Below are 26,710 nucleotides of genomic sequence, written 5' to 3'. Positions count from 1 at the left end.
CGAAGCCGCTGGCCGGTGTTCAGCGGTGAGGGCGCGGTCTCAGAACCGGGTCGTCTCATCGACGATCGCTTCCGCACGTATCTGCTGCGAGGTCTTCCCCTTGACGCCCTCCAGGTCCGCGCCGCTGAGATCCGCCCCGCGCAGGTCTGCTCCGCTCAGGTCCGCCCCGCGCAGGTCCGCTCCGCTCAGGTCCGCGCTTTGCAGGAACGCTCCGCGCAGGTTCGCTCCCTGGAGGTTCGCACCGGACAACGAGGCCGCGGCCAGATATGCGCCGTCCAGGTGTGCTTCGTCCAAGTTCGCACTGCCCAGGAACGCGAACCTCAGGTCCGCGCCGCGCAGATCCGCGCCGTACAGCTGCGCACCGCCCAGGAACGCCGTGTTCAGGTCCACGTTGCGCAGGCTCATCTCGGTCAGCTCCGCTCGGTGAAAGCGGACCTGAGAAAAGTCGGCAAGGCCGCCGAAAGGGGTTGTGCCGTCACCACGTCCGCTGCTCGCCAGATTGGCGGCGATGGTCATGGCCGCTGACACATCCGCCTTCGGCTTGGTAAGACGTACTTCCTGGAGCTTTTCGTGGGTTGCCGTTTTCGCCGTGCAGATCGTGGGGAGTTTCGGCTGCTCGTCTGTCGCCGTGCAGAAGTCGTTCCTACGGACGAAGGCGGCCAGCACATTGCGGATCGAGTCCCGGTCGCGGGGTGAGTCGACGGCCAGGCGCTGCAGAGCGTAGATGCCGCCCAGGCGCACGTCCTGTTTGGCTGATCCCAACTGTTCGACGGCTTTGGTGTAGCGGTCGGTGATCTGGCCTTGTTCAGCCAGGCGCTGGCCGTCCACCGCGAGGAGTTGGGCCTCGCGGGCGGTGTTCAGAGACTCGGCGGTGTACCACAGACCTTGGGCGGTGAACACCAGACCGCCGATCACCACTATGCCGGTGGCGGCCTGGATCAGCGTGTGCCGGGCGGCGTTGACGGCTTCGACGCGCTCGGCCGGGCTCATCTGCCGGCGCTCGGCAGTGCTCAACGGGGTGCTCTCCCCTGCCAGCCGCCGCGCGACCGGGCCGATCAGGAGGGCGAGCAGCAGGCAGGCCACGCCCGTGAGCGCCGTACCGGTCAGTGTCCACCGCGCCCAATCCGGCATCGGCAGCGCGGCCGCCGCACCCGCGCAGGCCGCGATCGCCACCACGACCGCAGCCAGGGAGAGCAGCCGGAGCCAACGCCGCGGAGCCGGATCCGGTGCCACGGAAGGCTCGGCTGTGGCGGACGCGCTTGGCGCGGCCGTGCCCCGGGCGGCACGGCGGGCCCGCGCGGCAACGGCCGCGGCGATGATCTCGCGCGGTGGTACACGGGGAGGTCTGATGGTCGCATCCCTATCGCACCGTTCACCTGGCCATGATCCAACTTACGGGAAAGGGCGGACCCAGAGAAAGGAGTCCTCTGGGAGACCTCCTGCTGGGACGCCGTGCAGCCGGGACCGGAAGCGCGGCTCGACTCAGCCGCGGTTGTGGTCGTCCGGTGAGCGCAGGCTCAGACGCAGCCTCTCCGCTTCAGGGACTTGGACCAGGCCGGGAGCGCGTCGGTGACCTGCGGACGGGTGATGGACCAGAGTTCACGCCCGTACCCCGGCACGAGTTCCTGGCCGCCCAGGAGGACGTAGGAGGTCTTGTCGAAGATGAGGGATTCGCGGGAGATGGCGCCCCCGGGGCCTAGGTTGTCCACGCGGGTCACGGCGATGCCCGATTTGCCGGTGGCGTCCTTGAGCTCTTCCACCTCGATGCCCGGCAGGGTCGCGGCGATCTTGAAGATGGCCGCCTGCTGCTTGGGCGGGACCGGGCTGCCGAGGATGTCGAGGACGCCGTTCCAGGTCCGGGTCACTGTGTCCTTGCCGGGGACCATCTCGTTACCGCGTTCGGCCAGCTTGCGCCGGAGCTGCTCCTGGTCGGTCGGCCACTTTCGGAGGTCGGCGTAGGCGGGGCGCCCCGCGCCACGTTCGGGGCACCGGGTCAGGAGCTCCTGGTACTCGTGGTCTTGTGGCCTGGATTTCGATGGTTTGTGCCAGAGGAGCCCTGGGCGGGAGCCGTCGACGGACTCCCAGACCTCGCCCGTGATGTGGCGCGGACCGACGTTGGGAACTCCGTCCTCGCTGCGGGTCTCCGCGAACCGTTCGTAGTGGAGGTACTGGTCGTCGCGGGGTTCCGGCCACGGGGTGGCGGTCGCGGCCTCGGCCGCCAGCCTCAGGACCTCGGCGGCGCTTGCGGGCGCGAGGGGGTTGAACGTCTGGACGGCGATGGCTCCTGCGGTCATCGCCGCGACCAGGCCGCCGGCCAGCAACAGACGCCGCACCCCGGCCGCCCGCGCCCGGGGCCGCCGGGTCGTGCGGGCTTCGGTCAGGAGGGCGGTACGGGCGGGGGCGAGGCGGTCCGCCGTGGGGTGCGGCTTGTCGGCGAACAGGTCGCGGAGTCCGGTCAGGTCGGTCCGTTCGTTCATGAGGTCTGCTCCGTCGTGGGGTCGGTGCTGCCGAGGGCGTTGCGGACGATGGCCCGCGCACGGTTGAGGCGGGAACGGACTGTTCCGATCGGGATGGACAGGGCGTTGGCGACCTCCTCGTAGGTGAGGTCGGCCCAGGCCACGAGTAAGAGGGCGTCGCGGTCGCGGGCCTTCAGCGAGGCGAGCGCCTGGGCGAGTGGGCGGCGTACGGCATGCGCGCTCGCCCGCTCAAGAGCCTGTTCCGCCGCGTCGTCGGCGTCGGGAAGCACGCCCATTTTCGAGTACGCCTTGTACCGGTGTATCTCGGCGCGCTGATGCCGGCGGATGAAGTTGGTCGCGAAGCCGTACAACCAGGGGAGGGCCTCCGGACGGGCGGTGTCGTAGTCGCGGCGCTGCCTGAACGCGGCGAGGAACGTCTCGGAGACGACGTCGTCGGCCGTGTCGTCGCCGAGCCGGCGGGCCACATAACGGTGGATGTGTCCTGCGTGTCTGTCGAACAGCAAGGCGAAATCCTCGGGATCTCGCCACGATCGTTCGATCAGGGCGGCGTCAGACAGGGTCGTACCGAGCGGCATGTGGTTGGGCCTTCCCAAGGAAGTGGTGTCGCCCGTCTTTTCACACAAGTCAGCAAACGAGTTCACGGCAAGCTGCTGCGGCGCCGGTGCCGGTGCCGGTGCCGGGAAGAAGGAGCTGCCGGTTGTTCATCTGGATCCCTGAGCGGTGGCACGTCGCCAGGCCGCCTCGCGCAGCAGGCGCAGGCCGTTGAGGCCGACGATGACGGTGGAGCCCTCATGCCCGGCGACACCGAGAGGCAGCGGCAGCTCGCCGACCAGGTCCCAGACGACCAGGCCGGTGATGAACACCGCGGCGATGACGAGGTTCTGCACGACCAGGCGCTTGGCCCGCCGTGACAGGGCCACCACGGCGGGGATGGCGGCCAGTTCGTCGCGCACCACCACGGCGTCGGCGGTTTCCAGGGCCAGATCGGAGCCGGCACGGCCCATGGCGATCCCGCTGTGCGCGGCGGCCAGCGCGGGAGCGTCGTTGACGCCGTCGCCGACGACCAGCACCTTGTGCCCGGCGTTCTCCATCTGCCGCACGGCGGCGACCTTGTCGGCCGGTAGCAGTCCGGCACGTACGTCGATGATGCCGACCTCGCCGGCCAGGCGGGCGGCGGAGCGGGGGTTGTCGCCGGTGACCAGCACCGGCGCGGCACCGGTCAAAGCGGTGAGTGAGGCGACGGTGGCCGCGGCGTCCGGACGCAGGCGGTCGGCGATGCCGAGCGCTCCGGCCGGGACGCCGTCGAGGGTGACCAGGACAGCGGTACGGCCCTGGCCTTCCAGCCCGGCGGCCGCGGTGGCGGCGTCGGCCGCGCGTTGCCCGCTCAGGCCGCGCAGCAGCCGCTCAGGGCTGCCGACGGCGACCTTGACCCCGCCAACGGTGGCGGTGACGCCGAGGCCCGGGGTGGAGGCGAAGTCCTCCACCCCGGGCACCTGAAGGCCGCGCTCGCGGGCCGCGGCGACGACGGCGCGTCCCAGCGGGTGCTCACTGGGGTGCTCGGCCGCTGCGGCCAACGCCAGCAGGGCGTCGGCGTCCAGGGCGGCCCCGGACAGGGGACGGATGTCGGTGATGCGGGGGGCGCCTTCGGTCAGGGTGCCGGTCTTGTCCAGGGCGACCGCGTCGATCTGGCCCAGGCGTTCCATGACCACGGCGGACTTGATCAGCACGCCGTGCCGTCCGGCGTTGGCGATCGCCGACAGCAGCGGCGGCATGGTGGCCAGTACCACCGCGCACGGCGAGGCGACGATCATGAACGTCATCGCGCGCAGCAGCGTCGACTGCAGATCGGCGCCGAAGACCAGCGGCACGGTGAACAACGCCAGAGTGGCGGCCACCATGCCGATCGAGTAGCGCTGCTCGACCTTCTCGATGAACAGTTGGGTCGGCGCCTTGGTCCTGGACGCCTCCTCGACCATGGCCACGATCCGGGCGATCACCGAATCCGACGGGTCGCGCTCGACCCGTACCCGCAGCGCGCCGCTGCCGTTAAGGGTGCCGGCGAACACCTCGTCGCCCACTTGTTTGGCCACCGGTAGCGGCTCGCCGGTGATGGTGGCCTGGTCAACCTCGCCGCCCCCCTCCAGCACCCGCCCGTCGGCGCCGACCCGCTCGCCGGGCCGGATGAGGATCACCTCGCCGAGCGCCAGTCGCTCGGTGGGTACCGTCTCCTCTCCGCCGTCGTCGGTGAGGCGGGTGGCGGTGGCGGGGGCCAGGTCGAGCAGGCCGCGCACCGAGTCCTCGGTACGCTTGGTGGCCACGGCCTCCAGCGCGCCGGAGGTCGCGAAGATGACGATCAGCAGCGCGCCGTCGAAGACCTGCCCGATCGCGGCGGCGCCGATCGCCGCGGCGACCATCAGCAGGTCCACGTCCAGCGTCCGCTCGCGCAGCGCCTTCAGCCCGGCCAGGCCGGGCTCCCACCCGCCGGCCGCGTAGCAGGCCAGATACAGCGCCCACCACAGCCACGACGGCGCCCCGGCCAGATGGCTGACGCCGCCCACGGCGAACAACGCCAGGGCCAGCACGGCCCAGCGCACCTCCGGCAGCGACCACATCCCCGACCAGCGCGGCGCAAGAGCCCGCGCAGGCGGTACGGCGCCGACCTGGCCGGCGGCTGGCGTTCTCAATCCCGTTGTCACCGCATCATCGTATATGCGCATCCACGCAGATACGCAAGCAGGCAGGCGAAGGGATATGCTCGCGGGTATGCACACGTCGTTGCCGGACTTCGACATGCCGAACGAGGAGCAGGTGCACCTGGCCGCCGAGTCGTTCCGGCTGCTGTCCGATCCCACCCGCATCAAGATCCTGTGGGCGCTGCTGCAGGGCGAGTCCAACGTCGCCTGCCTGGCCGAACTCGCCGACGCCGCGCCCACCGCGGTCAGCCAGCACCTGGCGAAGCTGAGGCTGGCCGGTCTGGTCAAGGGCCGCCGCGAGGGCACCTTCGTCTACTACAGCGCGGCCGACGAGCACGTGCGCCGCCTGCTCACCCAGGGCCTGTACCACGCCGACCACATCGATGGCGACATCGACCACGACGACCTGGACCACGCACCCGGCCGCACCGCCGTCGAAGAGCCCGCCGCCGGGTAGGCAAAGGGCCGCCTGTCCATGCATGTCGGCCGACCCCTTCACGGGCAGAGGTGAGTACGGGAAACGTACAGATGCTCCGGCCACGTGGCCAGGAAATGTGCCGGGGCTTGCGGACAGCTATCGCAACCTGTAGGTTGCCTGTTAATGGCAACCCATAGGTTGCGAAGGAGGGGGAGTATGGTTGCGGACTCGATCGAGCGGGTGGTGGTGCTACGGCACCCCATCGAACGGGTGTGGGCCGCGCTGACCACCGCAGAAGGGCTCTCGCGGTGGTTCGGCTCGGTGGCGGAGATAGATCTGCGGCCCGGCGGGCGAGCGTTCTTCCGCTGGGACGACGTCGACGACGAATCCGTCGCCACGATCGCGGTGGTCGACCCACCACACCGATTCGCGTTCAGGTGGGGGATCGAAGGGCTGCCGGAGGAGGACGCGCCCCAGACGCTGGTGGACTTCACCCTGGAGCAGGTGTCCGACGGCACCCGGCTGCGCCTCGTGGAGAGCGGGTTCGCGCAGGTGGCCGACGATCTGGCCCGGTCCGCCCACAAGGTCAACAGCCAGGGATGGGACACGGAGCTGGCCGACCTGAATGCCTACCTCGATGCGGCCGCCTGATACCGAAGAGCAGGCCATCGCGGTGTTCACGGCACTCACCGATCCGACGCGGCGGTCGCTGCTGGAGGAGCTCGCCCGCGCCGGGCCCGCGACCGTCACCGATCTGGCGCGACGGTTGCCGATCAGCCGCCAGGCGGTCGCCAAGCACCTCGGCCAGCTCGCCGAGGCGGGCCTGATCAGTGCCGGCGCACCTGACGGCCGTCGGCATCCGTACCGGCTGGAACCGGCCGCCGTGCGCGCGGCCCAGGTGTGGCTGGCCAGGCTCGCCAACAGGTGGGACGACCGGCTGGCCGCGCTGGAACGCACGCTGGACGCCACCGACCCGAACGAAGGAGTCACACGATCATGAGCAAGCCAGTATTCACCGCAGGTCTGAACCTCGCCATGAAGATCCCCAAGGCCCAGTACGAGGCCACCGTGGCCTTCTACCGCGACACCCTGGGCTTCGACGTCAAAGAGGACGACGTCTCCTACGCCCCGACCGTCTCGAGGACCCATTCCGTGCGGTTCGGCCCCAACACGCTGTGGCTCGACTGCGTCGACAACTACAGCCGGCCCGACCTGTGGCTACAACTGCACACCGACGACCTGGACGCGGCGACCCGCAAACTGGCCGACATCGGCATCCACCCGTGTGACGAGGTGGAGCCCCTGGAGAACCTCGACTCCAGAACCCACTGGATCAAGAACCCGGCCGGTGTCGTCCACCTGCTCGCGGAGTCCGGCTGACCCTTCGACGACACAAGCCCGAGGCCGGGCAGCGCCCCGGGCCTGCGGTGAGCACATCGGCGGGCTTCGCGGGAGAGGTCACTCCGGCGCGCGGGGGAACTCCGAGCACCGGAAGGAGCCGAACCGCCCGGCCTTGTCGCGCTGGATGGTGACCGTGACGGCGTCGGGGTCGATGTCCGAGCGCGCGGCCAGGGCGCTCGCGGCGGTGGCGGGTCCGGCTCGCGCGCACCGCGTCGTTTACCTGGCGTCGCCGACGGTAACGCTATGTAGCGAAACCGCGGATCGGAGAGGACCCCCCTTGCGCATCTCAACCACGCCTGCCGTGCTCGCCGCCGCCGGAATGATGGTCATGGCCCCGTCAGCCCCCGCCTGGGCAGGCTACGAAACCCTCACCGTCAACGGCACCCAATACCACAACGCAGCCGCCCAGGCCGCGTCCGCGCTCCCGGCCGCCGGATCGACAGCCCTCCGAACAAATGGACCCGTCGCGCTCTCCGCACGCGTCGCGGCGCAGCAAGAAGTGCCGGAGCTCGACGCACCGGGCACCGCGAAGCCTGCCACCTTCCCGCCAGACAACCGCACCCGCCCCGCCTCGAGCACGTTCGTCTTCACCGCTCCGCGCTACACCCACATCACCCGCTTGGAGATGAACTGCCGCCCCCGCCCTTGCGCGGAGGCCATCGCCACCGACGGCTCCACCGCCACCGTCCGCACGCCACCGGGGCGGTGGCGGTGGAGCATGCCCGTACGCGTCTGGCTCCAGGCCGACCCCAACGCCCCCTTGACCCGGGCCCGGTACAGCGGAAGCCTGAGCATCGACGGCGAGCAGCAGCCTCTCGACGCGATCATCACCGAGGGCAAGCAGGGCCTGTTCGGCATCAGCCGTGCGGACACCCCCGACAACAGTGGCGCGCTGGTGTCCGATGTCGTGCCGGGTGGCCCGGCCGACAAGGCCGGGATCCGCCCAGGTGACGTCATCATCGCCTTCAACGGCAAGACCGTCACGAACGCCAGGGAGCAGCGTGCCGCCCGCACGGGAGTGCGCGCCGGAGCCACCGTGCCCGTCACCTACCGCAGGCCCGACGGCAGCGTCAGAACCACCGAAACCACCCTGGTCGACGTGCTTTGATCATCGTTGCAGCCCGGTACGCGCGAGATCGTTCTCAGCGCCGATGCCCAACCTCGCCGACCCGCTCGGGGAGCGCCGCTGTTCCCAACCTGAAATTCTGCCGTCGCCCGCGAACACGTAGGAACTGAAAGCCCGCAGTGTTCGGAAGGGTCTGACGAGGATGGCGCGTGAATGAACAAGACGACCGGTCCCGGTTCGAGGCGGTGTACCGGCAAACATATGAGCAGATCCTCGGGTACGCCGTACGGCGGTGCTCCTCTCCGGAGGACGCCGCCGACATCGTGGCCGAGACCTATGTGATCGCCTGGCGGCGGATAGCCGAGCTCCCCCACGGCGAGGCCGGCAAGTTGTGGCTGTACGGCGTGGCCCGGCGGGTCCTGGCCAACCACCGCCGCGGCGAGCGACGCAGGCTCACCCGGCACACCGAACTCACGGACGAGCTCGAACACCTCTACGCCGCCCACTCCCACCAGAGCGAGCAGGACGGCGCGAACGGTGTGGACGAGGCCCTGGACCTGCTCGCCGACAGCGATCGCGAACTGCTCGCCCTGGCCCTGTGGGAAGGGCTCGACCCCGGCGAGATCGCCCACGTGCTGGACTGCTCCCGCAACGCCGCCCGCATCCGCCTGCACCGGGCCCGCAGACGCTTCGCCAAGGCCCTGGAGAAGACCCGCTCATCGGCCCGTTTCGCAGCACGGCCGCTCATCGAGAAGGAGTCACGGTGAACAACGACCTGATCTTCAAGAACCGGGCGAGGGTGCTGGACGAGAGCCTGGCCGGGAGCGCGTCCACCGCGGGGGCGGACGCGCTGCTGACGCAGATCATCTCGCTGGAACGTCCCCCGGCCCGGCGGCGGCTCATGCTCTCTCCCCGCCGCGCCCTGCTCGGCGTGGCCACGGCCGCCGCCCTGGCGGGAGCCATCGTCGTCGTGCCGTCCCTGTTCGGGACCTCCGAGCAGGTGTACGCCAGCCAGGCGGTGACGATCGACCGCGTCGGCGACGAGTTCGCCTTCTACTTCACCGAAGGAGATCCCGATCCCGCGGAGCTGGAGAAGGCGTTCCACGAGGTCGGCCTGAACAACCTCACCGTTGAGCTGATCCCCGTCTCGCCGCGCGAGCCGGGGTCCGTCTTCGGATTCGAGAAGTCCGACCCCGACGCGACGGCGACGTTCACCGGGTCCAGTTGCCCTGAGCGGGTCGCCGACTGCATCACCGCCTTCAGCGTCACCGCGGACATCGAGGGACCCGCGGCGGTCAGGCTGGGCCGCCCGGCCGAGCCGGGTGAGAAGTACGCCCACCCCGCCGACGCCAGTTGGCCGGGCGAGGCACTGGCCGGGGTGAAGCTCACGGGACGTCCGGCGTCCGAGGCGGCACGCGTCGTGCGCGAGCACGGCCTGACGGTGGCCTACGCCCTCGACTGGCCGCTGCGCAACGGCGACCACGGCTTCCGCTCCGAGTTGGACGTCCCCGCCTCCCGGATCGATCCGGGCCGGCCGGTGGCGAAGGCGGAAAGCTACAACGACGGCGTGATCGTCCTGCACGTCGTGCCGGGCCCGGCGGCGACCCCGCCGCCTGGGTTCTGACCTGACCCGGTGTGCGTGCCCGGCACGTGTGGAGCGTGATCGGTCAGCGATGGGCCAGCCGGATGGCGGCTCGCCCGTTTCCCCCGAATCACGTCAGGTGAGGCGGCCGGCGAAGGCCGGCCGCCTCCTCCGGGCTCAGCCGGACAGGTGGAATTCCTCCAGTTGCATGACCGGGCGCAGGCGCTGCTCGGCCCCGCCCTCGCTGAAGTAGTGGCGCAGGCGGTCGTTCAGCAGCGCGTTGCCGATCGGTCCGAGCACCATCGCCTGGTCGAGGGCCAGGTAGCGCTTGGCCGGGGTGTTGGAGCGGACCGCGATCGAGTCGTAGAAGCCACCGGGACCATACGCGTCCAGGTTCTGCCGCAGCTTGCGCAGGTTGGCCAGCGCCTCGTCAGACGCGTACGGCAGCGCGAGGAACGACGCGTGCGGGGTCACCACGCCGTCACCGAACGTCGGTGGCGACTGCGGCTCACGGCAGCCTTCGTACCCCTTGTCGACGTTGGTCTGCTCACGGTCCGACGGGTAGCCGCCGGGGTCCATGCCCATCTCGTCGACGCCGTAGACGGAGTATCCGCCGAACGGGTCGCTCGCCGGCGAGAAGCCCCAGTAGCCGTACCCCGCCTCGATCAGACCGTGCTCGATCTGGCCGCGCACGTAGACCGGATGGTTGCGGCCCCAGCTCTTGCGGCCCCATTGCTCCTCAGGGACGAACATGGCCGGCATCAGCGCCTCGAACATGTCCCCGCCCCAGCTTGGAACGAACCGACGGCCGCGGTACTCGTACGTGCCCTCGAAGACCTCGATCCCGAGGTAGGTGTCGACGCGTCCGACGGGACGCTGCTCGACCCAACCCCAGTCGCAGTTCGCGGGGAACGTCCGGTTCGGGCCGAAATACCAGACCTGGGGGACCTGGCCGAGGGCGACGCCGACGTACCCGGAGATCCGCGCCTCCGTGATGTGGGTGTCGTAGTGGAAGCAGCCCAGCCAGAGCGACTTCCCCTGGTAGGTGCTCTGCTCCGTGCACTGGCCGGGCGGCGGCTGCTCGTCGAAGAAGCCGCCGCGCATGAGGCCGCCGCCGCGGTTGTGCTGCGCGGTGGGCGCCGCGGTGTAGTAGATCCCGAAGTCCATCTCGCCGAGCAGCCGGGTGGCCTGCGCGCCGGCGGGCCCGCGCACGGCCGCGCGCACCACCATGAGCGCCGAGGCCAGCCAGCCGTTGTCGACGCTGGACAGGAACGGATGGATCGGGTCGCCGCTGCCGGGGAACTCCCGCAGCACCTCCAGGGTCGCCGGGTCGTACCAGTTGTAGAACATCCCGGACGGCTCGTGGTGCGGCATGCGGTCGAGCGTGCCCAGCGTCTGCCGGATGCGCTGGTCGGCCTCGCGCGGGCTGACGATGCCGAGGTCGCGGGCGATCACGGTGCTCCACAGGTAGCCGCCGATGTTGGTCGGGGACGTGTAGCGGCTACGGGTGGAGGGGGCGAGGTCGCCGCCGATGTGGTCGTGCGGCAGGCCGGTCGCCGGCTCCGTCATGGCCACGAACGAGCGCCAGGTGTCCGCGGCGTAGCGCATCAGGGTGCCCCGGTCGCCGCCGTACGCGGCGGCGGGGGAGGGGCCGAGCAGGACCGCCGTGAGGGCGGGCACGAGCAGGATGATCAGGCGGCGTTTCACGCGACCTTCTCCAGGATGTACGTGCCGGTGCCGTCGGCCATGCCCGAGCTGTACTGGCGAACCAGCTCACGGTCGGCCACCCGGGCCTGTCCGATCATGAAGCCGGTGCTCTTGATCTGGAAGCCGACCTTGGTGGAGCCGGGAACGTCCCGGTAGAGGTAGATGCGCTGGTGGTCGTCCACGGTCCGGCAGGTGTCCTCGACGAGCCGGCCGCCTTCGTTGGCGTTCTCCCCGCTCACCAGGGTCAGGCAGTTGCCGCTCTGGCGGTTGATGAACACGTGCTCGGTCATGCCGTTGCTCACCGGCCCCTGGCACACGGTCCACATCGCGCGGGTGGAGGTCGACCAGCCCCGGAGGTCGAACACGTTGGTGCCGTCGACGTTCCACCAGTTCAGCAGCCGGTCCGGGGTGCCGACCCGGTAGTAGCCCGGCTCGCAGGTGAAGCCCGGCGGCGCGGCGAAGGGCGCCACCACCTCTCCGGACACCTGCTTCTCGGGCGCGGGCGTCTCCTGCTCCTGCCGGGGCGCGGTCCCGAAGCAGCCGAGCCGCTCCTGCGCCAGCCTCATGAGGGTCCCCGCGGGTACGACGTCGTCGCACGTGATCGCGCCCTCTTCGATGGCCGTGAACGTCGTGTAGCTGCCGCCGGGCCGGTCGGTCCACTCGGTGGCGAACGTGCCGTCGCCCTTGTCCACGCGGCCGCAGTTGACGCTGCCGTACTCGCCGGTCACCGCCCGGGTCCCCTTGTACAGGGCGTAGTAGCCCGGAGCGTTGAAGGTCCAGGATATGGCCGTGGACTCCGAGTCGGTGGTGGCGGTGGACGTGTTCACCGTTTGCTGCACCGCCGTCGCGACGCTGCCGAGGACCTTGGTGTCGAATGTGCTGGTGATCGTCACGCTCGTGCCGACCGTGACGGTGACCACGGTGGACTTCTGCAGGGTGACGGTGTGGTTGCCGACCGATCCGGCCGTCACGTAGAAGGTCTTGAAGTGCGTGACCGTCGGCGTGACCGTGCTGCTCTTGACGTACGGGGAGCGTTTGCCGAGATCGGCGGCCGTGCAGGGGGTGCCGACCTTCGGGTCTTCCGCTGCTGCCGCGGCGGGCCCGGTGGTCGTTGCCAGGCCGAGCCCGGCCGTGGTGATGAGCATCGCGAACGTGAGCGCACTGCGGGTCAAGCGACGTAACCGATTCACTGTGCCTCCTTCGGGACGAGCCCGTCGAGGGTCTGCGTACGGGCTTGCTGTAAGCGCTTACAGCACGATTTCTACAGTGAGCAGCCCGGTGGGTCCTGTCAACCCTTGTGTCAGAGGTACGTCACCGACGTCGGGCGAGCGTCACGCCGCCCCGCACCCGCAGCTACCGCGGATCACCAGATGCGTCTCCAACACGCGGTCGACCGCGGTCGGCCCGCTGCCCTCGATGTCGCGCAGGAGCAGCCGCGCGGTCTCCCGGCCCAGCTCGCGCATCGGCTGGTGCACGGTGGTCAGCCCGGAGACCGGCAGACCGGCCATCGGGATGTCGTCGAACCCGGTGACCGCGACGTCCTGCGGCACCCGATGCCCCCGGTCCAGCAGGGCGAGCACGACGCCGATGGCGATCTCGTCGTTGGCGCAGACCAGGGCGCGCGGCGGCGGCCCGGCCGCGAGCAGCCGGTTGACCGCGATGAACCCCTCCGACTGGGTGAGCCCCACCCGCACCGGCTCGGCCGGCGGCTCGGCGCGGACGTGCCGGTGCGCCTGCGCGAACCCCTGCCAGCGGTAGCCCGCGTCCGGCGAGTTCTCCGGGTCGCCGACGAACGTCAGCCGGTCGTACCCGTGATCGACCAACAGGTGCCTGGTCAGCCGGTCGAAGGCGGAGAGGTTTTCAGTGCGGACCGTGGGAATGCCCGCCCGCGGCCGGCTGGCCAGCAGGACCATCGGGTCGCCGCGGTCGCGCAGGCGGTCGATCAGCTCGTCGGGCAGCACACCGCCCATGACGGCCAGCCCGTCGACCCGCGCCGCGGTGTCCCTGACCAGCTCGTGCGACTCGCGGAGCAGGTGGGTGCCGAGGATGAGGACGGCGAGCCGGGCGTTGACGGCCTCCTCCTCGAATCCGCCCATCACCTCGGAGTAGTACGGACCCGACAGGCCGGGGAAGACGATGCCGAGCGCGCCGTGGGAACGCTGGGCGAGCCCGCTGCCCAGGCGGCTGGGCCGGAAGTCGTGGCGCTCGATGGCGGCCTGCACGCGCCGGCGGGTGTCGTCGGAGACCTGGCCCACGCCCCTGGCCACCCTGGAGACGGTCGCGACCGACACGCCGGCCTCCCGCGCGATCTCCTGGAGGGTCGTCGCGCGCCTGCCCCGCTTCGCCATCTCCGGCACCCACGCCCTGAAAACGCTTGCTGACACGTTTTCGGCGACTCTATGCCACGCCCGACGGCGCCCGCAACCCGAAGGCACCCCGCGCACGCGGGTACGGGCGGGGTAGGCCGCCGTCCGCCGGAGAACGGACCGTGACGGTCGGGTGCACGCCACGCCTTGACACCGCCCACGTTCGCAAGGAAGTGTAAGGGTTTCAGAAACCGGTTACAGCGGAGGCGAAACAGGTGACCACCCGCATCGACTGGGAGTCCCGCATCTCCCGTCGTTCCGACAGCACCCGGCGCAGCGAACCGCCCGCGCTCCCACCCCCCACCGGCCTGGTGGCGGAGGCGGGCCAGGGGCACGTGACCCTGCGGTGGCAGCCGGTCGAGGGGGCCGTCGGATATCTCGTCCACCGGGCCGAGGCCCCGGACGGGCCGTACGCCCCGTGCGACCATCTGGGGCAGGACGTGCTGGCCGTGCCCGACACCTCGTACGTCGACACGACGGGCCGGCCGGGCACGCCGTACTTCTACGCCGTGGCCTCGGTGCCGGAGGTGACGATGACCGGGCAGCTCGGCCCCGCCGTCCCGGCCACGGCCCTGCCACCGGACGGCGGGACACCACGGGTCACGCTGAGCGTCGGGACGGACGAGACTCCGCTGCGCAGGCCGTGGAGACCGATGATCGGCAGCGAGCGGCTCAGCCAGCTACGCTGCGCCGAGCTGAGCGGCGGCCGGCCGATCGGCGAGGAGCTGCTGGCGGCGCTCGAAAGGATCAGCGCGGAGGTCGGCGTCGAGGCGGTGCGCGCCCACGCGATCCTGCACGACGACCTCGGCGTCTACCGTGAGGTCGACGGCGAGCCGGTCCACGACTTCACCGGGGTCGACGAGGTGTACGACGCCGTGCTGCGGGCCGGGCTGCGGCCCGTCGTGGAGATCGGGTTCATGCCGCGCGACCTGGCGAGCGACCCCGAGCGCACCGTCTTCGACTACCGCGCGATCATCTCGCCGCCCAAGGACTGGCAGCGGTGGGGCGACCTGGTGCGGGCGCTGGTCCAGCACCTGGTCGACCGCTACGGCCTGGACGAGGTGCGCCAGTGGGACTTCGAGGTGTGGAACGAGGCCAACCTCGAGGTCTTCTGGTCCTCCGACCGCGACGAGTGGATGCGCCTGTACGACGTGACCGCCTTCGCCGTGAAGGACGTCGACCCGTCGCTGCGGGTCGGCGGCCCCTCCTCCGCGGCGGCCGGGTGGGTGGATGAGCTGCTCCAGCACGTCGCCGAGTCGGGGGCGCCGCTCGACTTCGTCTCCACCCATACCTACGGCAGCCCGCCCCTCGATCTGCGTCCCACGCTGGAACGGTTCGGGCGCGAGGACGCGCGGATCCTGTGGACCGAGTGGGGCGTCACCCCGACCCACTTCAACCCGGTCAACGACGGGGCGGCGTCGGCGATGTTCCTGCTGCAGGGCATGCGGTCGGCGGCGGGGAGGGTGGACGCGCTGTCGTACTGGGTGGCCTCGGACCACTTCGAGGAGCTCGGCAGGCCGCCGCGGCTGCTGCACGGCGGCTTCGGGTTGATCACGGTGGGGGGCATCGCCAAGGCCCGTTACCACGCCCTGCACCTGCTGTCGCGGCTCGGCGACGTCGAGCTGCCCGTCACCGCAGCGGGCGACGGTGCCGGGGGCCTGGTCCAGAGCTGGGCGAGCCGCCGCGCTGACGGCACGCTGGCGATCCTGCTGTGGAACCACACGCTCGATCACTCCAAGGCGGGCGGCGGCGCGGGTCTCGACCGCCGGGTGCGCCTGGTCGTCGGCGGGCCTGTCCGGCCCGTCACGGTGACGCGGCTCGACCGCGACCACGGCGACGTGTCGGTGCTCGCGGCGCGTCTCGGCGTGGGCGAGTGGCCGACCGAGGAACAGTGGGAACTGCTCCGCGAGGCGGACGTCCTGCGCGCCGAACCCGCGGAGGCGACCCCCGAGGGGGGCCGCCTCGTCATCGACCTGGATCTCCCGCAACCTGGCGCCGTTCTGGTGGAACTGCCGGCGACGGATTAGGGATCGAGTCGAGGAGCAGCCTGGTGTAGGAGTGCTCGGCCCGCCTGATCACCCGGAGGGCGGGCCCGCGCTCCACGACCTTGCCGTCGCGCAGCACCAGGACCTCGTCGGCCAGCAACCGGGCGCTGAGCAGGTCGTGCGTGATGTAGAGCATCGCGATGCCGCGCTCACGCACGAGCCGGTCGAGCAGTTCGAGGATCTCGGCGCGGATCGACACGTCGAGCATGGAGATCGGCTCGTCGGCGACCAGCACCTCCGGCTCCGGGGCCAGGGCGCGGGCGATCACGACGCGCTGCCGCTGGCCTCCGGAGAGCTGGTGGGGCAGCTTGTCCAGGTACTGCGACGCGGGCGCGAGGCCGACCGTCTCGAGCAGTTCGGCCGACCGCGTCCGGGCTTCGGCCGCGGTCAGACCGAGGTGGTTGCGCAGCGGCCTCGACAGGGCGTAGGCGAGCGTCCTGGTCGGGTTGAGCGCGGCGAACGGGTCCTGGAACACCAACTGCACATGCCTGCGGTAGTCCTTGAGCCCCCGGCCGCGCAGCCTGTCGACGCGGATGCCGTCACCGAACACCACGGACCCCGCTGTCGGCCGTTCGACGCCGGTGACCAGCCGGGCCAGCGTCGTCTTGCCCGACCCGCTCTGCCCCACGAGGGCGGTCACGCTGCCCCGGCGCAGGTCGAAGGAGACGTCGTCCACCGCGCGGGTGGCGCCGTGGCGCGCCCGGTAGTCCTTCACCGCGGCGCGCACGGACAGCACCGGCGGGGTGTCCGGGGGACCGGAGCGCGCGGCGGCGAAGGCGCCGGAGGTGGCGGTCTCGGGCACCTCGCCGGCCAGCAGGCAGCGCGCCGCGCCGCGCCCGGCCGGCAGCAGTTCGGGGTGGGTGGTGGCGCACCGGTCGAGCGCCACCGGGCAGCGGGGTGCGAAGCGGCAGCCCTCGTGGAGCAGGGACAGGTCCGGAGGGCGGCCGGGCACGTAGTCGACGGTGATCTCGGGCGCGCGCGGGTCGGCGTAGGAGCCGAGCAGACCGCGCGTGTACGGATGCAGCGGCGCGGCGAGCATCGCGCCGGCGGGCTGGTCCTCGACGATCTCCCCGGCGTACATGACCATGACGCGGTCGGCCATCTCCATGACGGTGCCGAGATCGTGGCTGATGAAGAGCACGGCGAAGCCGAGCGAGGCCCGCAGCTCGCGCAGCCGGTCCAGGATGGTGCGCTGGACCACCACGTCCAGGCCGGTGGTGGGCTCGTCGAGCAGCACGAACCGCGGCGACAGGGCGAGCGCGAGCGCGAGGGCGACGCGCTGCTTCATGCCCCCCGACAGCTCGTGCGGGTACCTGCGCAGGACGTCGGGCTCCAGCGAGACCAGCTCCAGCAGATCCCGCGCCCGGTCGCCGGGATCGACGGAATGCGCCTTGAAGGTGTCCGCGAACTGGGCCCCGACCGTGATGACCGGGTTCAGGGAGTTCATGCTGCTCTGGAAGACGGTCGAGATCTTCGCCCAGCGCAGCGGCCGCAGGGCGTCCTCGTCGGCGGTGGTGACGTCCACGCCGTCGAAGACGATCGTGCCCCCGGTGATGGACGCGGGCTTGTCGAGCAGGCGGAGCACGGCGTTGCCCAGCGTGGACTTGCCGCAGCCCGACTCTCCCAGCAGGCCGACGAACTCCCCTTCCGCGACGTCGAAGCCGACCCGGTCGACCGCCGTGACCGAAGCGCCGTCACGCGGGCTGTAGGTCACCGACAGGTCCCTGACCTCCAGCAACGCCATGTCAGTCCTCCCTCAGGTGCGGGTTGCTGAGCGCGTCGACCCCGAAGTTGATCAGCGTGAGGGCGATCATCAGCCCGGCGAAGGCCACGCCCGGCGCCACGAGCCACGCCCACTGGCCGGTGAGCATCGCGCCACCGCTGTTGGCCTGGTTGAGCATCGTGCCCCAGCTCGTGGTGGCCGGGTCGCCGAGCCCGAGGAAGGCCAGCCCCGCCTCGCCGCCGATCGCGCCCAGGCAGGCGCCCATGAAGCCGACGACGACGAGCGAGGTCATGTTGGGCAGGATCTCCCTGGCGATGATCCTTGCCGTGGAGTCGCCGGCGAACTTCGCCGCGGTCACGTAGTCGCGGGTGCGCAGGGTGATGATCTGCGAGCGTTTGATCCGCGCGCCGTACGCCCAGCCGGTGACGCTGATCACCATGATGATCAACCACAGTCCCTTGACCGGCGAGTAGGCCGCCAGCGTCACCATCAGCGGCAGCACCGGCACGACCAGGGCGAGGTTGATGAAGAACGACAGCACCTCGTCGACCACCCCGCGCAGGTAGCCCGCCGTCAGGCCGATGACCAGGCCGACGACGGTGGACAGCGTCCCGGCCGCCAGCCCGACGATCAAGGAGGTGCGGGCGCCGTACAGGAGCTGCGAGAACACGTCCTCGCCGCGCGCGGTGGTGCCCAGCCAGTGCGCGGCGGACGGCGTCGCCGAGGCGGCGTAGGAGTCGTCGCGCGGCGCGTACGGCGAAAGCCACGGCGCCAGCACGGCCACCAGCGTGAACGCCGCCAGCAGGATCAGCCCGATCCGGCACTTGCGGTTGCGCCACAGGATGACGAACCAGCCGGGCAGCCGCGAGGCCCCGGACGCCTGCGCGGCGGACAGTTCGGCGGTCACGCCGCCACCTCCTTCCTGACCCTGGGGTCGAGCACGCCGTACAGGACGTCCGCCAGGAAGTTGGCCACCAGCACGCCGATCGTGATGAACAGGAACAGCGCCTGCATCAGGGGGTAGTCGCGGTTGGAGACGGCCTCGAACATCATCCGGCCGAGCCCCGGGTAGTTGAAGATCTGCTCGACGAGGACGGTCCCGCCGAGGATGCCGCCGAGCGCGATGGCGAACCCGGTGACGTTGGGCAGGACGGCGATGCGGGCGCCGTACGTCAGCGCGATGCGGGGGCGCGACAGGCCGCGCGCCCTGGCCAGCCGGGCGTAGTCCTCGCCCAGCGTCTGCACCATGTTGTTGCGCATCCCGATGATCCAGCCGATCGGGCCGACGATCAGCAACGACAGCGCGGGGAGCACGCTGTGCTGGACGGCGTCGGAGAAGAACAGCCAGGTCCAGCCGGGGCTGCTGCCGCCGCCGTAGCCGCCGCCCTCGGGGAACCAGTTGAGCGTGACCGCGAAGACGTAGATGAGCAGCAGGGCCAGCCAGAAGAACGGGAGGGTGCCGACGAACGTCGAGCCCAGCGTGATCACCGAGTCGACCCTGGTGTTGCGCCGGTAGGCGGCCCACGCGCCGAGCAGCGTCCCGATGACGAAGGAGAGGATCTGGGTGACGCCGACCAGGGCCACGGTCCACAGCAGGCCCTGGCCGATCATGTGCGTGACCGAGTAGGGGAAGTAGGTGTAGGAGACGCCGAATTCGCCCCGCACGAGGGTCGACAGGTAGCCGGCGTACTGCTGGAGCAGGTTTCCCTCCGGCGCGCCGAGCATCTTGCGCACGGCCGCGACCTGGGCGGGGTCGACGGCCTGCGACTGGCCGCGCAGCCGCTGCACGATCGCCTCGGCCGGATCCCCCGGCTGGAGCCGGGGGATGAGGAAGTTCAGCGTGATCGCCGCCCAGAGCGTGGCGGCGAAGAAGCCGGTGCGCCGGAGGAAGTACCTCATGCCGGCTTCAGGTGCGTGACGATCAGCAGGTTGTCACCCGGGCCCGCGTAGGTGTCCCGCTCGTTCGGCCAGCCCACGGCCTTGCTGGTCCGGTACTGGAACCACTTGGCGCCGTACCAGATCGGGATCATGGGCACCTCGTCCACCATGATCTTCGACAGGCCGGCGACCGCCTGCTTCTGCGCGGTCTCGTCGGTGGCGACGCGCAGCTCCTCGAGCAGGCCCTCGGTCTGCTCGTCGTTCCACCGGACGAAGTTGCTGAGCGCCTTCTTGCCGACGGGGGCGCTCTGGTCGGCGCTCAGCGGTTCGGAGAAGTTCCTGAACATGTTGCACGAGCCGCCGTGCACGCCGAAGAGCGTGTCGTAGCTGCCGATGGCGCGGTCGCGTTCGTAGGTCTCGGGCGTGGGCGTCTCGAGGTCGACGTCGAAGCCGAGCGCCTGGAGGTTCTTGACGATGATCTGGGCGGCCGACATCCAGTCCGTCCAGCCGGACGGGGTCTTGAAGGTGAACGCCAGCGGCTTGCCGTCCTTGCCGAGCCGGTGTCCCTCGGCGTCCTTGCGGTAGCCGGCGGCCGTCAGCGCGGCGTCGGCGGCGGACTGGTCGTAGCCGATGCGGCCCTGGTCCTGGACGCCCTGCGGGAGCCACGCCTCCTGGCCGGGGACGACGAGCCCGGTCTGGCTGGCCTGCTTGACGTAGCCGAGCTGCGCCTTGTCGATGATCGTACGGTGGTCGAAGGCCGTGGTCAGGGCCTTGCGGAAGGCCACGTCGTCGAAGGGGGGCTTGGTGAGGTTCATGTAGAAGCTGATGGTGCCGCCGGGCGGGTACCAGTAGTGGTTGTTCTTCGGGTCGCGGTCGACGAACGCCTTCTTGATGTCGGGCACGAACATGGCGTTGTGGTCGTAGCTGCCGCGGCTGAGCTTGAGCTGCTCGACGGCGCCCTGCGCGTCGGCCTTGTGGAAGCGGATCTCCTGCACCTTCACCTTGTCCGCCTGCCAGTAGCCGGGGTTGCGGGCGATGGTGAGCTGCTGCCGGTTCATGGCCTTGACCGTGAACGGCCCGGTGCCGACGGGGTTGTCGGCGTTGACGAAGGTGACGGGGTCGGGGACCTTCGACCAGATGTGCTCGGGCACGACGGGGACGTTGACCGCGAGGGTGAACACCGAGGCGCCCGCGCTCTTGAACCTCATCGTCACCGTGTCGGCGGTGGCGTCCACCGCCTCCAGGTAGCGCCCGAGTCCCTGCGTGTCGAGGGCCTCGTGCTGCTTGATCAGGTTGTAGGAGAAGGCCACGTCCTTGGCGGTGAAGGGCTGCCCGTCGGTCCACTTCACGCCCTGGCGGATCGTGAACGCCAGCGTGCGCGGGTCCGTCCACTCGTACGCGGTGGCCAGCCAGGGCTGCGGCGCGCACGCGTACGTGTTGAAGAGCATCAGCCGTTCGAAGAGGTAGTCCGTGGCTCCCAGGCGGGTGGCGTCGAGGTAGGGGTTGTAGTTGGCCTGGGGCTCTGCGCCGCCCCCGAAATCGCCGTAGTCCAGGAAGCCGATCATCCCGTCGGCCGCCGGGGTGTCGCGGGCGGCCCCTTCGGTGCCCGTGCATCCTGCGAGTAACACCACCGAGGCGGCCGCGATCCCGGCCAGCGTGCGACGTCTCACCTGACTCACTCCTTAGCTATGTGCGGGGGCACCCGCAGCTCTCGCGGAAGACCGGCTCGGTGGCGAGCACCGCGTCCATGACGGCTCCCCGGTTGCCGAGCCCTGAGATGAGCAGCCGTGCGGTGGTGGCGCCGAGCTCTCGGATGGGCTGGCGCACGGTGGTCAGCCGCGGCTGCACCAGCGACGCCATCGGGACGTCGTCGAAACCCGTGATCGCCAGGTCACCCGGCACCGACAGGCCGCGGCCCAGCGCGCCGATCAGCACCCCGAGCGCGGTCTCGTCGTTGGCGCAGACCACGGCGCGGGGCGGCCGCCTGCCGTCGAGCAACTCGCCCGCGGCCAGCACGCCGTCGGACTGCTGCAGGCCCAGAGGCACCGGGTTGCGCGGCGCGGTCACGCGGGCCTGCCTGTGCGCGGCCTGGAACGCCTCCCACCGGTCCGTCACGTCGGGCGAGCCGCCGGGGTTGCCGACGAACGCCAGCCTGCGATAACCGTGGTCGACCAGCAGATGCCGGGTGAGCTCGCCGATCGTGGAGTTGTCGGCCCTGACCGCGGGGACACCGTCCATCGGCCGCCCGGCCAGCACCACGACGGGCACCTCCGCGGCGACCCTGCGCAGCGTCTCGGCGCGGACCGTGTCGCCGTGGATCGCGATGCCGTCGACGCGCGAGGCCATGTCGAGCACGCTGTCGTCGGAGTCGGGCCGGTGATGGGTGACCAGGATGTGCACCCCGGTGCCGGCCTCCATGGCCTGTGACTCGAAGCCCTGGGTCAGCTCCGAGAAGTACGGCCCCGCCAGCCCGGGGAAGACGATCGCCACCATGCCGTGTCGCTGCTCGGCCAGCGTCCTGCCCATCTGGCTGGGGCGGTAGCCGTACTCCTCGATGATCCGCAGCACGCGCTCGCGCGTCTCCTGGCTCACCTGACCGGTGCCGCGCGAGACGCGTGAGACCGTGGCCACCGAGACCTCGGCGAGCTTGGCGATCTCGCGAACCGTCAGGCGCTTGTTGCCCATGTGCCGCCTGCTTCCGTAACGTTTGCAGTAACCGCTTTCAGTGACCTTATGTGAGAACCCTCACAGCGGCAAGACCCCCCGGCGAAAGGACGCGGCTCATGCGGCTCATGCGGTTCGGCAGGCGCAGGATCCTCCTCGACGGCACACCTTCCCTGGTGATGGCGGGTGAGGTGCACTATTTCCGGCTACCCAGGCGCGACTGGGCCTCGCGGCTCGACTGGCTCCTCGACGCGGGCTGCAACGCCGTCGCCTCCTACATGCCGTGGCTGGTGCACGAGCTGCCCGACGGGACGATCGACCTGGACGGCAGCACGGCCGAGCACCGCGACGTACGGACATTTCTGGATCTGGCCGAGGAGCGGGGCCTGCTGGTCATCGCCCGGCCCGGCCCCTTCGTGATGGCGGAGCTCAAGAACGAGGGCATCCCGTACCGGATCTACGAGCAGCACCCGCAGGTGCACCCGGTGGGCTGGGACGGCGCCCCGGCCCCCACCAGGACCATCGACTACCTGTCACCCGACTTCCTGGCCGAGGTCGACCGGTGGTACGCGGCGATCATGCCGGTGCTGGCGGGTCGGGTGGCCGCGGTGCAACTGGACAACGAGATCGGGATGCTCTCGTGGGTGAGCAACACGCCCGACCTGACCGAGGTCGTCCTCACGGACTTCGCGGCGTGGGCCGCGGAACGCTTCGACGTCCACGAGCGCTACGGCCGGTGGCCGGTGGGCCGCTCGCCCGAGGCGCCGTCCCTGGCGTTCCACCACGACCTGAGCGACTACATGCGCTACCGCTACGCCCGGTACATCGCCTTCCTGCGCGAGAGGGCGGAGGCGTACGGGGTCGGCGGGCCGTTCCTGATCAACATCCACGGCACCGGCGACGGCCGGGGCCGCACCTACCCGATCGGGATCAGCCAGCTCTACCGCGGCTACCAGGGCCTGCCCCAGATGACCTCCGGCTCCGACCACTACCTGGGCGACCTGACGGTGGGCAACGTCGCCGACCTCTACGTCGGCAACGCGTTCATGGCCGCCGTGCACGACGCCGACCAGCCGCTGACGTCGCTGGAGTTCGAGGCGGGCACCGGCGACTACGGCGAGGACCTCGGCCGCCTGGTGCCGCCGTCGGCACTCGACCTCAAGGTCAGGCTCTGCCTCGCGCAGGGCAACCGGCTGATCAACTACTACCTCTTCGCGGGCGGCTACAACCGGCCGCTCGACGTGCCCTCCGGCGACGGCAACGACCGCATCGCCTTCACCGGCGAGCGCCACGGCTTCGCGGCGCCCATCGGCCCCGAGGGCCGGCCGAACCTGTCCTACCCGGCGCTGCGCGAGGTGACCCGGGCCGTCCGCGGCATCGCCGGGCTGCTCGCCGACATGGACGAGGAGCACGACGGCCTGGCGCTCGGCTTCGTCCCCGACCACTATCTGACCGAGTACCGCCATCCTGGCGACAGCGCCCGCGCCGAGGTCGTCGCCGACCTGGAGCGGTTCCGCGGCATGGGCGGGCGCGACGTGCTCGCCCGCGCGCTGCTGCTGTCGGGCTTCTCCTTCCCCGCGGTCGACGTGCAGGCCGCCGAACTACCCCCGGTGCTCGCCCTGGCCGGCGCGTCCACGCTCGCCGCCGCGGTCCAGCGGCGTCTCGCCGACCACGTGCTGTCGGGCGGGCGGCTGCTCCTCGCCGGCCTGCTGCCCCAGCGCGACGTGGACGGCGCCCCCTGCACGATCCTCGCCGACGCCCTCGGGCTGGAGCCGGGTCCCGTCGTGTACGGCGGAGCCGACCGCTTCCCGTCGGTCCGCGGCGAGTCGTTCGAGGTCAGGGTGGACGTCCTGCAGCCGTTGACCGGCGCGGGCGAGACCCTGGTGCGCGAGGTCTCGTCGGGGGCCGCCGTGGGCGTGGAGGTGCGGGCCGGCGCCGGCCGCGCGATCGTGCTCGCCTGCGACTACCCGTGCCACTTGGACTTCTGGACGGGCCTGCTGGCGCGGCTCGGCGTACGACCGCGCCACACCCACGACGCTCCCGCCCCCGGCCTCGTCGTCACCTCGACGGTCGACGGCGCCGGCCGGCGGCTCGTCCACCTGCTCAACGTCGGCCCGGTCGACCAGTCGTTCGTCCTGCGCCGTGACGGCGAGCCGCTGTTCCAGGGCCGGCCGATTCGCCTGGCGGCCAGGTCCGGGGCGATGCTCCCGGTCGGGGTGGGCCCGGTGGCGTGGTCGACGTGCGAGCTCGCCGGGCTCACGGAGGGCGGGGTGCTGCTGCGCAGGCGGCACCCGGGCGACGCCGCCGCCTTCCGCGGGCCGGTCCACGCCCCGCACGACGCCGCGGTCTCCCTGACCCCGGACGGCCTCACCCTGGTCCACTGGACCTCCGCCCCCGCCGAGCCCGGCGAGGTCACCGAGGTCCGCTGGGCGGTGTGACCGCTGCGCGAACTCACGCCGCGGGACCGGCGCGGCCGATGCCCGTTTGCCGGGCGTCGGCCGTCCTCGCGGGTCAGGAGCCCTCGGCGATCTGCTGGAGCTTGCCGAGCACGGCGCGCGGGTCGCCGCCGGGCGCCAGGGTGGTGCCCAGGTCCGCGGCCATCGTGCCGCGCAACTCGGCCCAGACCGGCTGCGAGGTCGGGTCGAAGCGGGCCTTGGCCACCATGTCCACGATCGGGCTGACCTTCGGGTCCTCGCGCATGACCGCCGAGCCGGACGTGGTCGTCGGCAGCAGGCCCTCGACCTTCAGGTACCTGGCGTAGTTGTCGGCCTGGTAGAAGTAGTCGAGGAACTCCCGGACCAGTGCCTGGTTGCCGTCCTTCTTGAAGGCCATGAGATAGTCCTGGATGCCGTGGGTGCTCGGCTCGGCCCCGTGGTTGGTGGGATGGGGGGCGGTCCCATACTCCACGCCCGCCTTCTCGACCTGGTCGAGGAAGGCCCGGGTCCCGAATGACGCGTACACCATGCCCACCTTGCCCTGGGCGAACAGCGGCCAGGTGCCGTCGGGCCGGTTGGTCTGGCCGGGGTTCGGCTGCGTGTAGCCCTCCTGGGTCAGCGACTTGAGGAACTCCAGCGCCTCGACGTTGCGCTCACCGTTGACGGTCCACTTCCCGTCGGTACGCCAGTCACCGCCGTTGGCGCGCACCCAGGTGCCGAACTCGTAGTCGCCGGCCTCGGCGCCGAGCGCCAGCGCGTACGGCACGTAGCCGCCGGGCAGCGCCTTGATCGCCTTGACCGTCGCGCGGAACTCGTCCCAGGTGGCCGGGGGCCTGTCGAAACCGGCCTCCTTCAGGATCTTCTTGTTGTAGTACATGCCGTTGACGGTTGCGACGAACGGCAGGCCGTACTGGGTGCCGTCATAGGTGGCGTTCTCGGCGAAGGAGGGGAGGAAGTCCGACAGCACCTCCTTGGAGACCACCTCGTCGGCGCGGTAGAGCAGCCCGGCCTCCGCGTAGTCGGCGAAGACGTTGATGTTGAGGATGTCGGGGAACTGCTTGGTCTGGACCATGGTGTTGACCTGGCTCTGCAGGTTTCCCCAGTCGATCACCTGGAGGTCGACGTTCTTGCCGGGGTGCGCGGCCTCGAACGACCTGATCAGCTCGTCCCAGTAGGGTCGCGTGCCCTGGGTGTACTGGGCGACGACCAGTTTGACGGACTGCTGCTCGCCGCCACCGCCCGTGCCGCCGCCGCACGCGGCCAGCGCGAGTACGAGGCCGGCCGTCGCGGCCAGGCCGCCAAGTCGTGATCTTCTTCTGGAGCTCATGTCACGCCAGTCCTTCTCATGTCACTTGGTGCTACCTGCGGTCAGGCCGCTCACCAGATGCTTCTCGATGAGCGCGAAGAGGATCACCGCCGGCACGATCGCCATCAGCGCGGCGGCGAAGAGATACTGGTAGTTGGTCTCGTAGAGGCCGATGAACTGCTGGACGCCGACCGTGAGCGGCACGCGTCCGGAGGCCGGGTCGTTGAAGAGCGTCAACGCGATGACGAACTCGTTCCACACCTGGATGAAGGTGAAGATCATCACGGTGACGAGGCCGGGGGCGGCCAGCGGGAGGATCATGCGCAGCATGATCCGGAACCGGCCGAGACCGTCCATCATCGCGGCCTCGTCGATCTCCACGGGGATCGAGCTGAAGTGCGCGTGCAGGATCCACACCGCGAACGCGAGGTTGAAGGCCGAGTTGATGGCGATGATGACGGCGTAGCTGTTGATCCCGTTCACCGCCAGCGCCTGCTGGTACAGCCCGATGAGCAGCGCGACCGCCGGGAACATCTGCGTCACGAGGATCACGCCCAGGTAGGCCGACCGTCCCCGGAACCTGGCGCGGGCCAGCACGTACGCCGCCGGCGCGGCGACGACCAGCACGAGCGCCGTGGAGACCAGCGCGACGGTCAGGCTGACCCGGAAATAGTCGGCCAGCGGGATCTGTCTCCACACGTCGGCGTAGTTGGACCAGGCCCAGTTCTCCGGCAGGTACGTCGCGGGGACGGCGAACAGCTCGGCGTCGGTCTTGAGCGAGCCGGACAGCATCGCGGCGTAGGGGGCGATGAAGAACAGTGCCACCGCGAACCCGACGACCGGGAGCACGACGGGGCGGACGCGCCGCCATCCCCGGCCCGCGCGGACCAGGACCGGCCTGCTCCGGCTCGCCCGGACCGGGCGCCGCGGTGCCGGGACGGGACGTCCG

Annotated in this window: 23 protein-coding genes; 9 read left to right on the top strand and 14 right to left on the bottom strand. The window is 70.7% G+C overall.

What is annotated here, in order from left to right; all coding sequences use genetic code 11:
- Positions 1 to 39: 39 nt before the first annotated feature.
- From ABD844_RS01530 to ABD844_RS01515, 4 genes are all read right to left on the bottom strand, one after another.
- Positions 40 to 1,176 carry a pentapeptide repeat-containing protein gene (locus ABD844_RS01530; protein ID WP_344872099.1) on the bottom strand — a complete coding sequence of 379 codons (1,137 nt, stop codon included), beginning with the start codon at positions 1,174 to 1,176 and terminating at the stop codon, positions 40 to 42.
- Positions 1,177 to 1,517: 341 nt separating this feature from the next.
- A complete protein-coding gene (locus tag ABD844_RS01525; RefSeq protein ID WP_344872097.1) occupies positions 1,518 to 2,477 on the bottom strand; it encodes a CU044_5270 family protein in 960 nt (319 codons plus the stop codon).
- Positions 2,474 to 2,980, bottom strand: coding sequence for an RNA polymerase sigma factor (locus ABD844_RS01520; protein WP_344872095.1), 507 nt, complete (start codon positions 2,978 to 2,980; stop codon positions 2,474 to 2,476). The genes ABD844_RS01525 and ABD844_RS01520 overlap by 4 nt, the downstream gene beginning before the upstream one ends.
- Positions 2,981 to 3,178: 198 nt before the next feature.
- Complete coding sequence (locus ABD844_RS01515) at positions 3,179 to 5,173, bottom strand: heavy metal translocating P-type ATPase (RefSeq protein ID WP_425568489.1); 1,995 nt, start codon at positions 5,171 to 5,173, stop codon at positions 3,179 to 3,181.
- Positions 5,174 to 5,240: 67 nt separating this feature from the next.
- On the opposite strand from ABD844_RS01515, the gene ABD844_RS01510 reads away from it, so the two are divergent.
- The 7 genes from ABD844_RS01510 (at position 5,241) to ABD844_RS01480 (ending at position 9,679) form a co-directional block, all read left to right on the top strand.
- On the top strand, positions 5,241 to 5,627 hold the full coding sequence (locus ABD844_RS01510; protein WP_344872093.1) for an ArsR/SmtB family transcription factor: 387 nt from the start codon (positions 5,241 to 5,243) through the stop codon (positions 5,625 to 5,627).
- Positions 5,628 to 5,804: 177 nt separating this feature from the next.
- Entirely contained in the window at positions 5,805 to 6,239 is a 435-nt protein-coding gene (locus ABD844_RS01505) for an SRPBCC domain-containing protein (RefSeq protein WP_344872091.1), read from the top strand.
- On the top strand, positions 6,226 to 6,588 hold the full coding sequence (locus ABD844_RS01500) for a metalloregulator ArsR/SmtB family transcription factor (protein WP_344872089.1): 363 nt from the start codon (positions 6,226 to 6,228) through the stop codon (positions 6,586 to 6,588). Before ABD844_RS01505 ends, ABD844_RS01500 begins: the two co-directional genes overlap by 14 nt.
- Positions 6,585 to 6,968: a VOC family protein gene (locus tag ABD844_RS01495; protein ID WP_344872087.1), complete on the top strand. Its 384-nt coding sequence runs from the start codon at positions 6,585 to 6,587 to the stop codon at positions 6,966 to 6,968. The genes ABD844_RS01500 and ABD844_RS01495 overlap by 4 nt, the downstream gene beginning before the upstream one ends.
- Before the next feature lie 298 nt (positions 6,969 to 7,266).
- A complete protein-coding gene (locus ABD844_RS01490) occupies positions 7,267 to 8,097 on the top strand; it encodes a S1C family serine protease (RefSeq protein ID WP_344872085.1) in 831 nt (276 codons plus the stop codon).
- Between the two features lie 167 nt (positions 8,098 to 8,264).
- The gene (locus ABD844_RS01485) at positions 8,265 to 8,822 is read left to right on the top strand and encodes an RNA polymerase sigma factor (protein WP_344872083.1); all 558 of its coding nucleotides are present in this window, start codon (positions 8,265 to 8,267) and stop codon (positions 8,820 to 8,822) included.
- Entirely contained in the window at positions 8,819 to 9,679 is an 861-nt protein-coding gene (locus ABD844_RS01480; protein ID WP_344872081.1) for a hypothetical protein, read from the top strand. The genes ABD844_RS01485 and ABD844_RS01480 overlap by 4 nt, the downstream gene beginning before the upstream one ends.
- 135 nt (positions 9,680 to 9,814) lie before the next feature.
- On the opposite strand, the gene ABD844_RS01475 is transcribed toward ABD844_RS01480, so the two are convergent.
- The 3 genes from ABD844_RS01475 to ABD844_RS01465 form a co-directional block, all read right to left on the bottom strand.
- Positions 9,815 to 11,344, bottom strand: coding sequence for a glucoamylase family protein (locus tag ABD844_RS01475; RefSeq protein ID WP_344872079.1), 1,530 nt, complete (start codon positions 11,342 to 11,344; stop codon positions 9,815 to 9,817).
- Positions 11,341 to 12,534: a hypothetical protein gene (locus ABD844_RS01470; protein ID WP_344872077.1), complete on the bottom strand. Its 1,194-nt coding sequence runs from the start codon at positions 12,532 to 12,534 to the stop codon at positions 11,341 to 11,343. The genes ABD844_RS01475 and ABD844_RS01470 overlap by 4 nt, the downstream gene beginning before the upstream one ends.
- Positions 12,535 to 12,675: 141 nt before the next feature.
- A complete protein-coding gene (locus ABD844_RS01465; RefSeq protein ID WP_344872075.1) occupies positions 12,676 to 13,728 on the bottom strand; it encodes a LacI family DNA-binding transcriptional regulator in 1,053 nt (350 codons plus the stop codon).
- 197 nt (positions 13,729 to 13,925) lie between these two features.
- On the opposite strand from ABD844_RS01465, the gene ABD844_RS01460 reads away from it, so the two are divergent.
- The gene (locus tag ABD844_RS01460; protein WP_344872074.1) at positions 13,926 to 15,737 is read left to right on the top strand and encodes a GH39 family glycosyl hydrolase; all 1,812 of its coding nucleotides are present in this window, start codon (positions 13,926 to 13,928) and stop codon (positions 15,735 to 15,737) included.
- On the opposite strand, the gene ABD844_RS01455 is transcribed toward ABD844_RS01460, so the two are convergent.
- The 5 genes from ABD844_RS01455 to ABD844_RS01435 are packed head-to-tail and all read right to left on the bottom strand — an operon-like array spanning position 15,676 to position 22,041.
- A complete protein-coding gene (locus ABD844_RS01455; RefSeq protein ID WP_344872072.1) occupies positions 15,676 to 17,499 on the bottom strand; it encodes an ABC transporter ATP-binding protein in 1,824 nt (607 codons plus the stop codon). The two genes, ABD844_RS01460 and ABD844_RS01455, sit on opposite strands and share 62 nt — an antisense overlap.
- Before the next feature lies 1 nt (position 17,500).
- Positions 17,501 to 18,385: an ABC transporter permease gene (locus tag ABD844_RS01450; protein WP_344872070.1), complete on the bottom strand. Its 885-nt coding sequence runs from the start codon at positions 18,383 to 18,385 to the stop codon at positions 17,501 to 17,503.
- Positions 18,382 to 19,377: an ABC transporter permease gene (locus ABD844_RS01445; RefSeq protein WP_344872068.1), complete on the bottom strand. Its 996-nt coding sequence runs from the start codon at positions 19,375 to 19,377 to the stop codon at positions 18,382 to 18,384. Before ABD844_RS01445 ends, ABD844_RS01450 begins: the two co-directional genes overlap by 4 nt.
- Positions 19,374 to 21,026, bottom strand: a complete 1,653-nt coding sequence (locus ABD844_RS01440) for an ABC transporter substrate-binding protein (protein ID WP_344872066.1) — start codon at positions 21,024 to 21,026, stop codon at positions 19,374 to 19,376. The genes ABD844_RS01445 and ABD844_RS01440 overlap by 4 nt, the downstream gene beginning before the upstream one ends.
- Positions 21,027 to 21,042: 16 nt before the next feature.
- Positions 21,043 to 22,041, bottom strand: a complete 999-nt coding sequence (locus tag ABD844_RS01435) for a LacI family DNA-binding transcriptional regulator (protein WP_344872064.1) — start codon at positions 22,039 to 22,041, stop codon at positions 21,043 to 21,045.
- A 98-nt stretch (positions 22,042 to 22,139) separates the two neighbouring features.
- On the opposite strand from ABD844_RS01435, the gene ABD844_RS01430 reads away from it, so the two are divergent.
- Positions 22,140 to 24,458, top strand: coding sequence for a beta-galactosidase (locus ABD844_RS01430; RefSeq protein ID WP_344872062.1), 2,319 nt, complete (start codon positions 22,140 to 22,142; stop codon positions 24,456 to 24,458).
- A gap of 73 nt (positions 24,459 to 24,531) precedes the next feature.
- Here the strand turns inward: ABD844_RS01430 and ABD844_RS01425 are convergent, their stop codons facing one another.
- Together ABD844_RS01425 and ABD844_RS01420 are read right to left on the bottom strand one after the other, a co-directional pair.
- On the bottom strand, positions 24,532 to 25,782 hold the full coding sequence (locus tag ABD844_RS01425) for an extracellular solute-binding protein (RefSeq protein WP_344872060.1): 1,251 nt from the start codon (positions 25,780 to 25,782) through the stop codon (positions 24,532 to 24,534).
- A gap of 21 nt (positions 25,783 to 25,803) precedes the next feature.
- Positions 25,804 to 26,710 (bottom strand): carbohydrate ABC transporter permease (locus ABD844_RS01420; RefSeq protein WP_344872059.1); only part of this gene is annotated, 907 nt, incomplete at its 5' end.

The organism is Nonomuraea antimicrobica (genome assembly GCF_039536965.1).
Lineage (GTDB): Bacteria > Actinomycetota > Actinomycetes > Streptosporangiales > Streptosporangiaceae > Nonomuraea > Nonomuraea antimicrobica.
The sequence above is the reverse complement of the archived record's forward strand: the minus strand, read 5'-3'. Positions and strand labels throughout refer to the sequence as shown.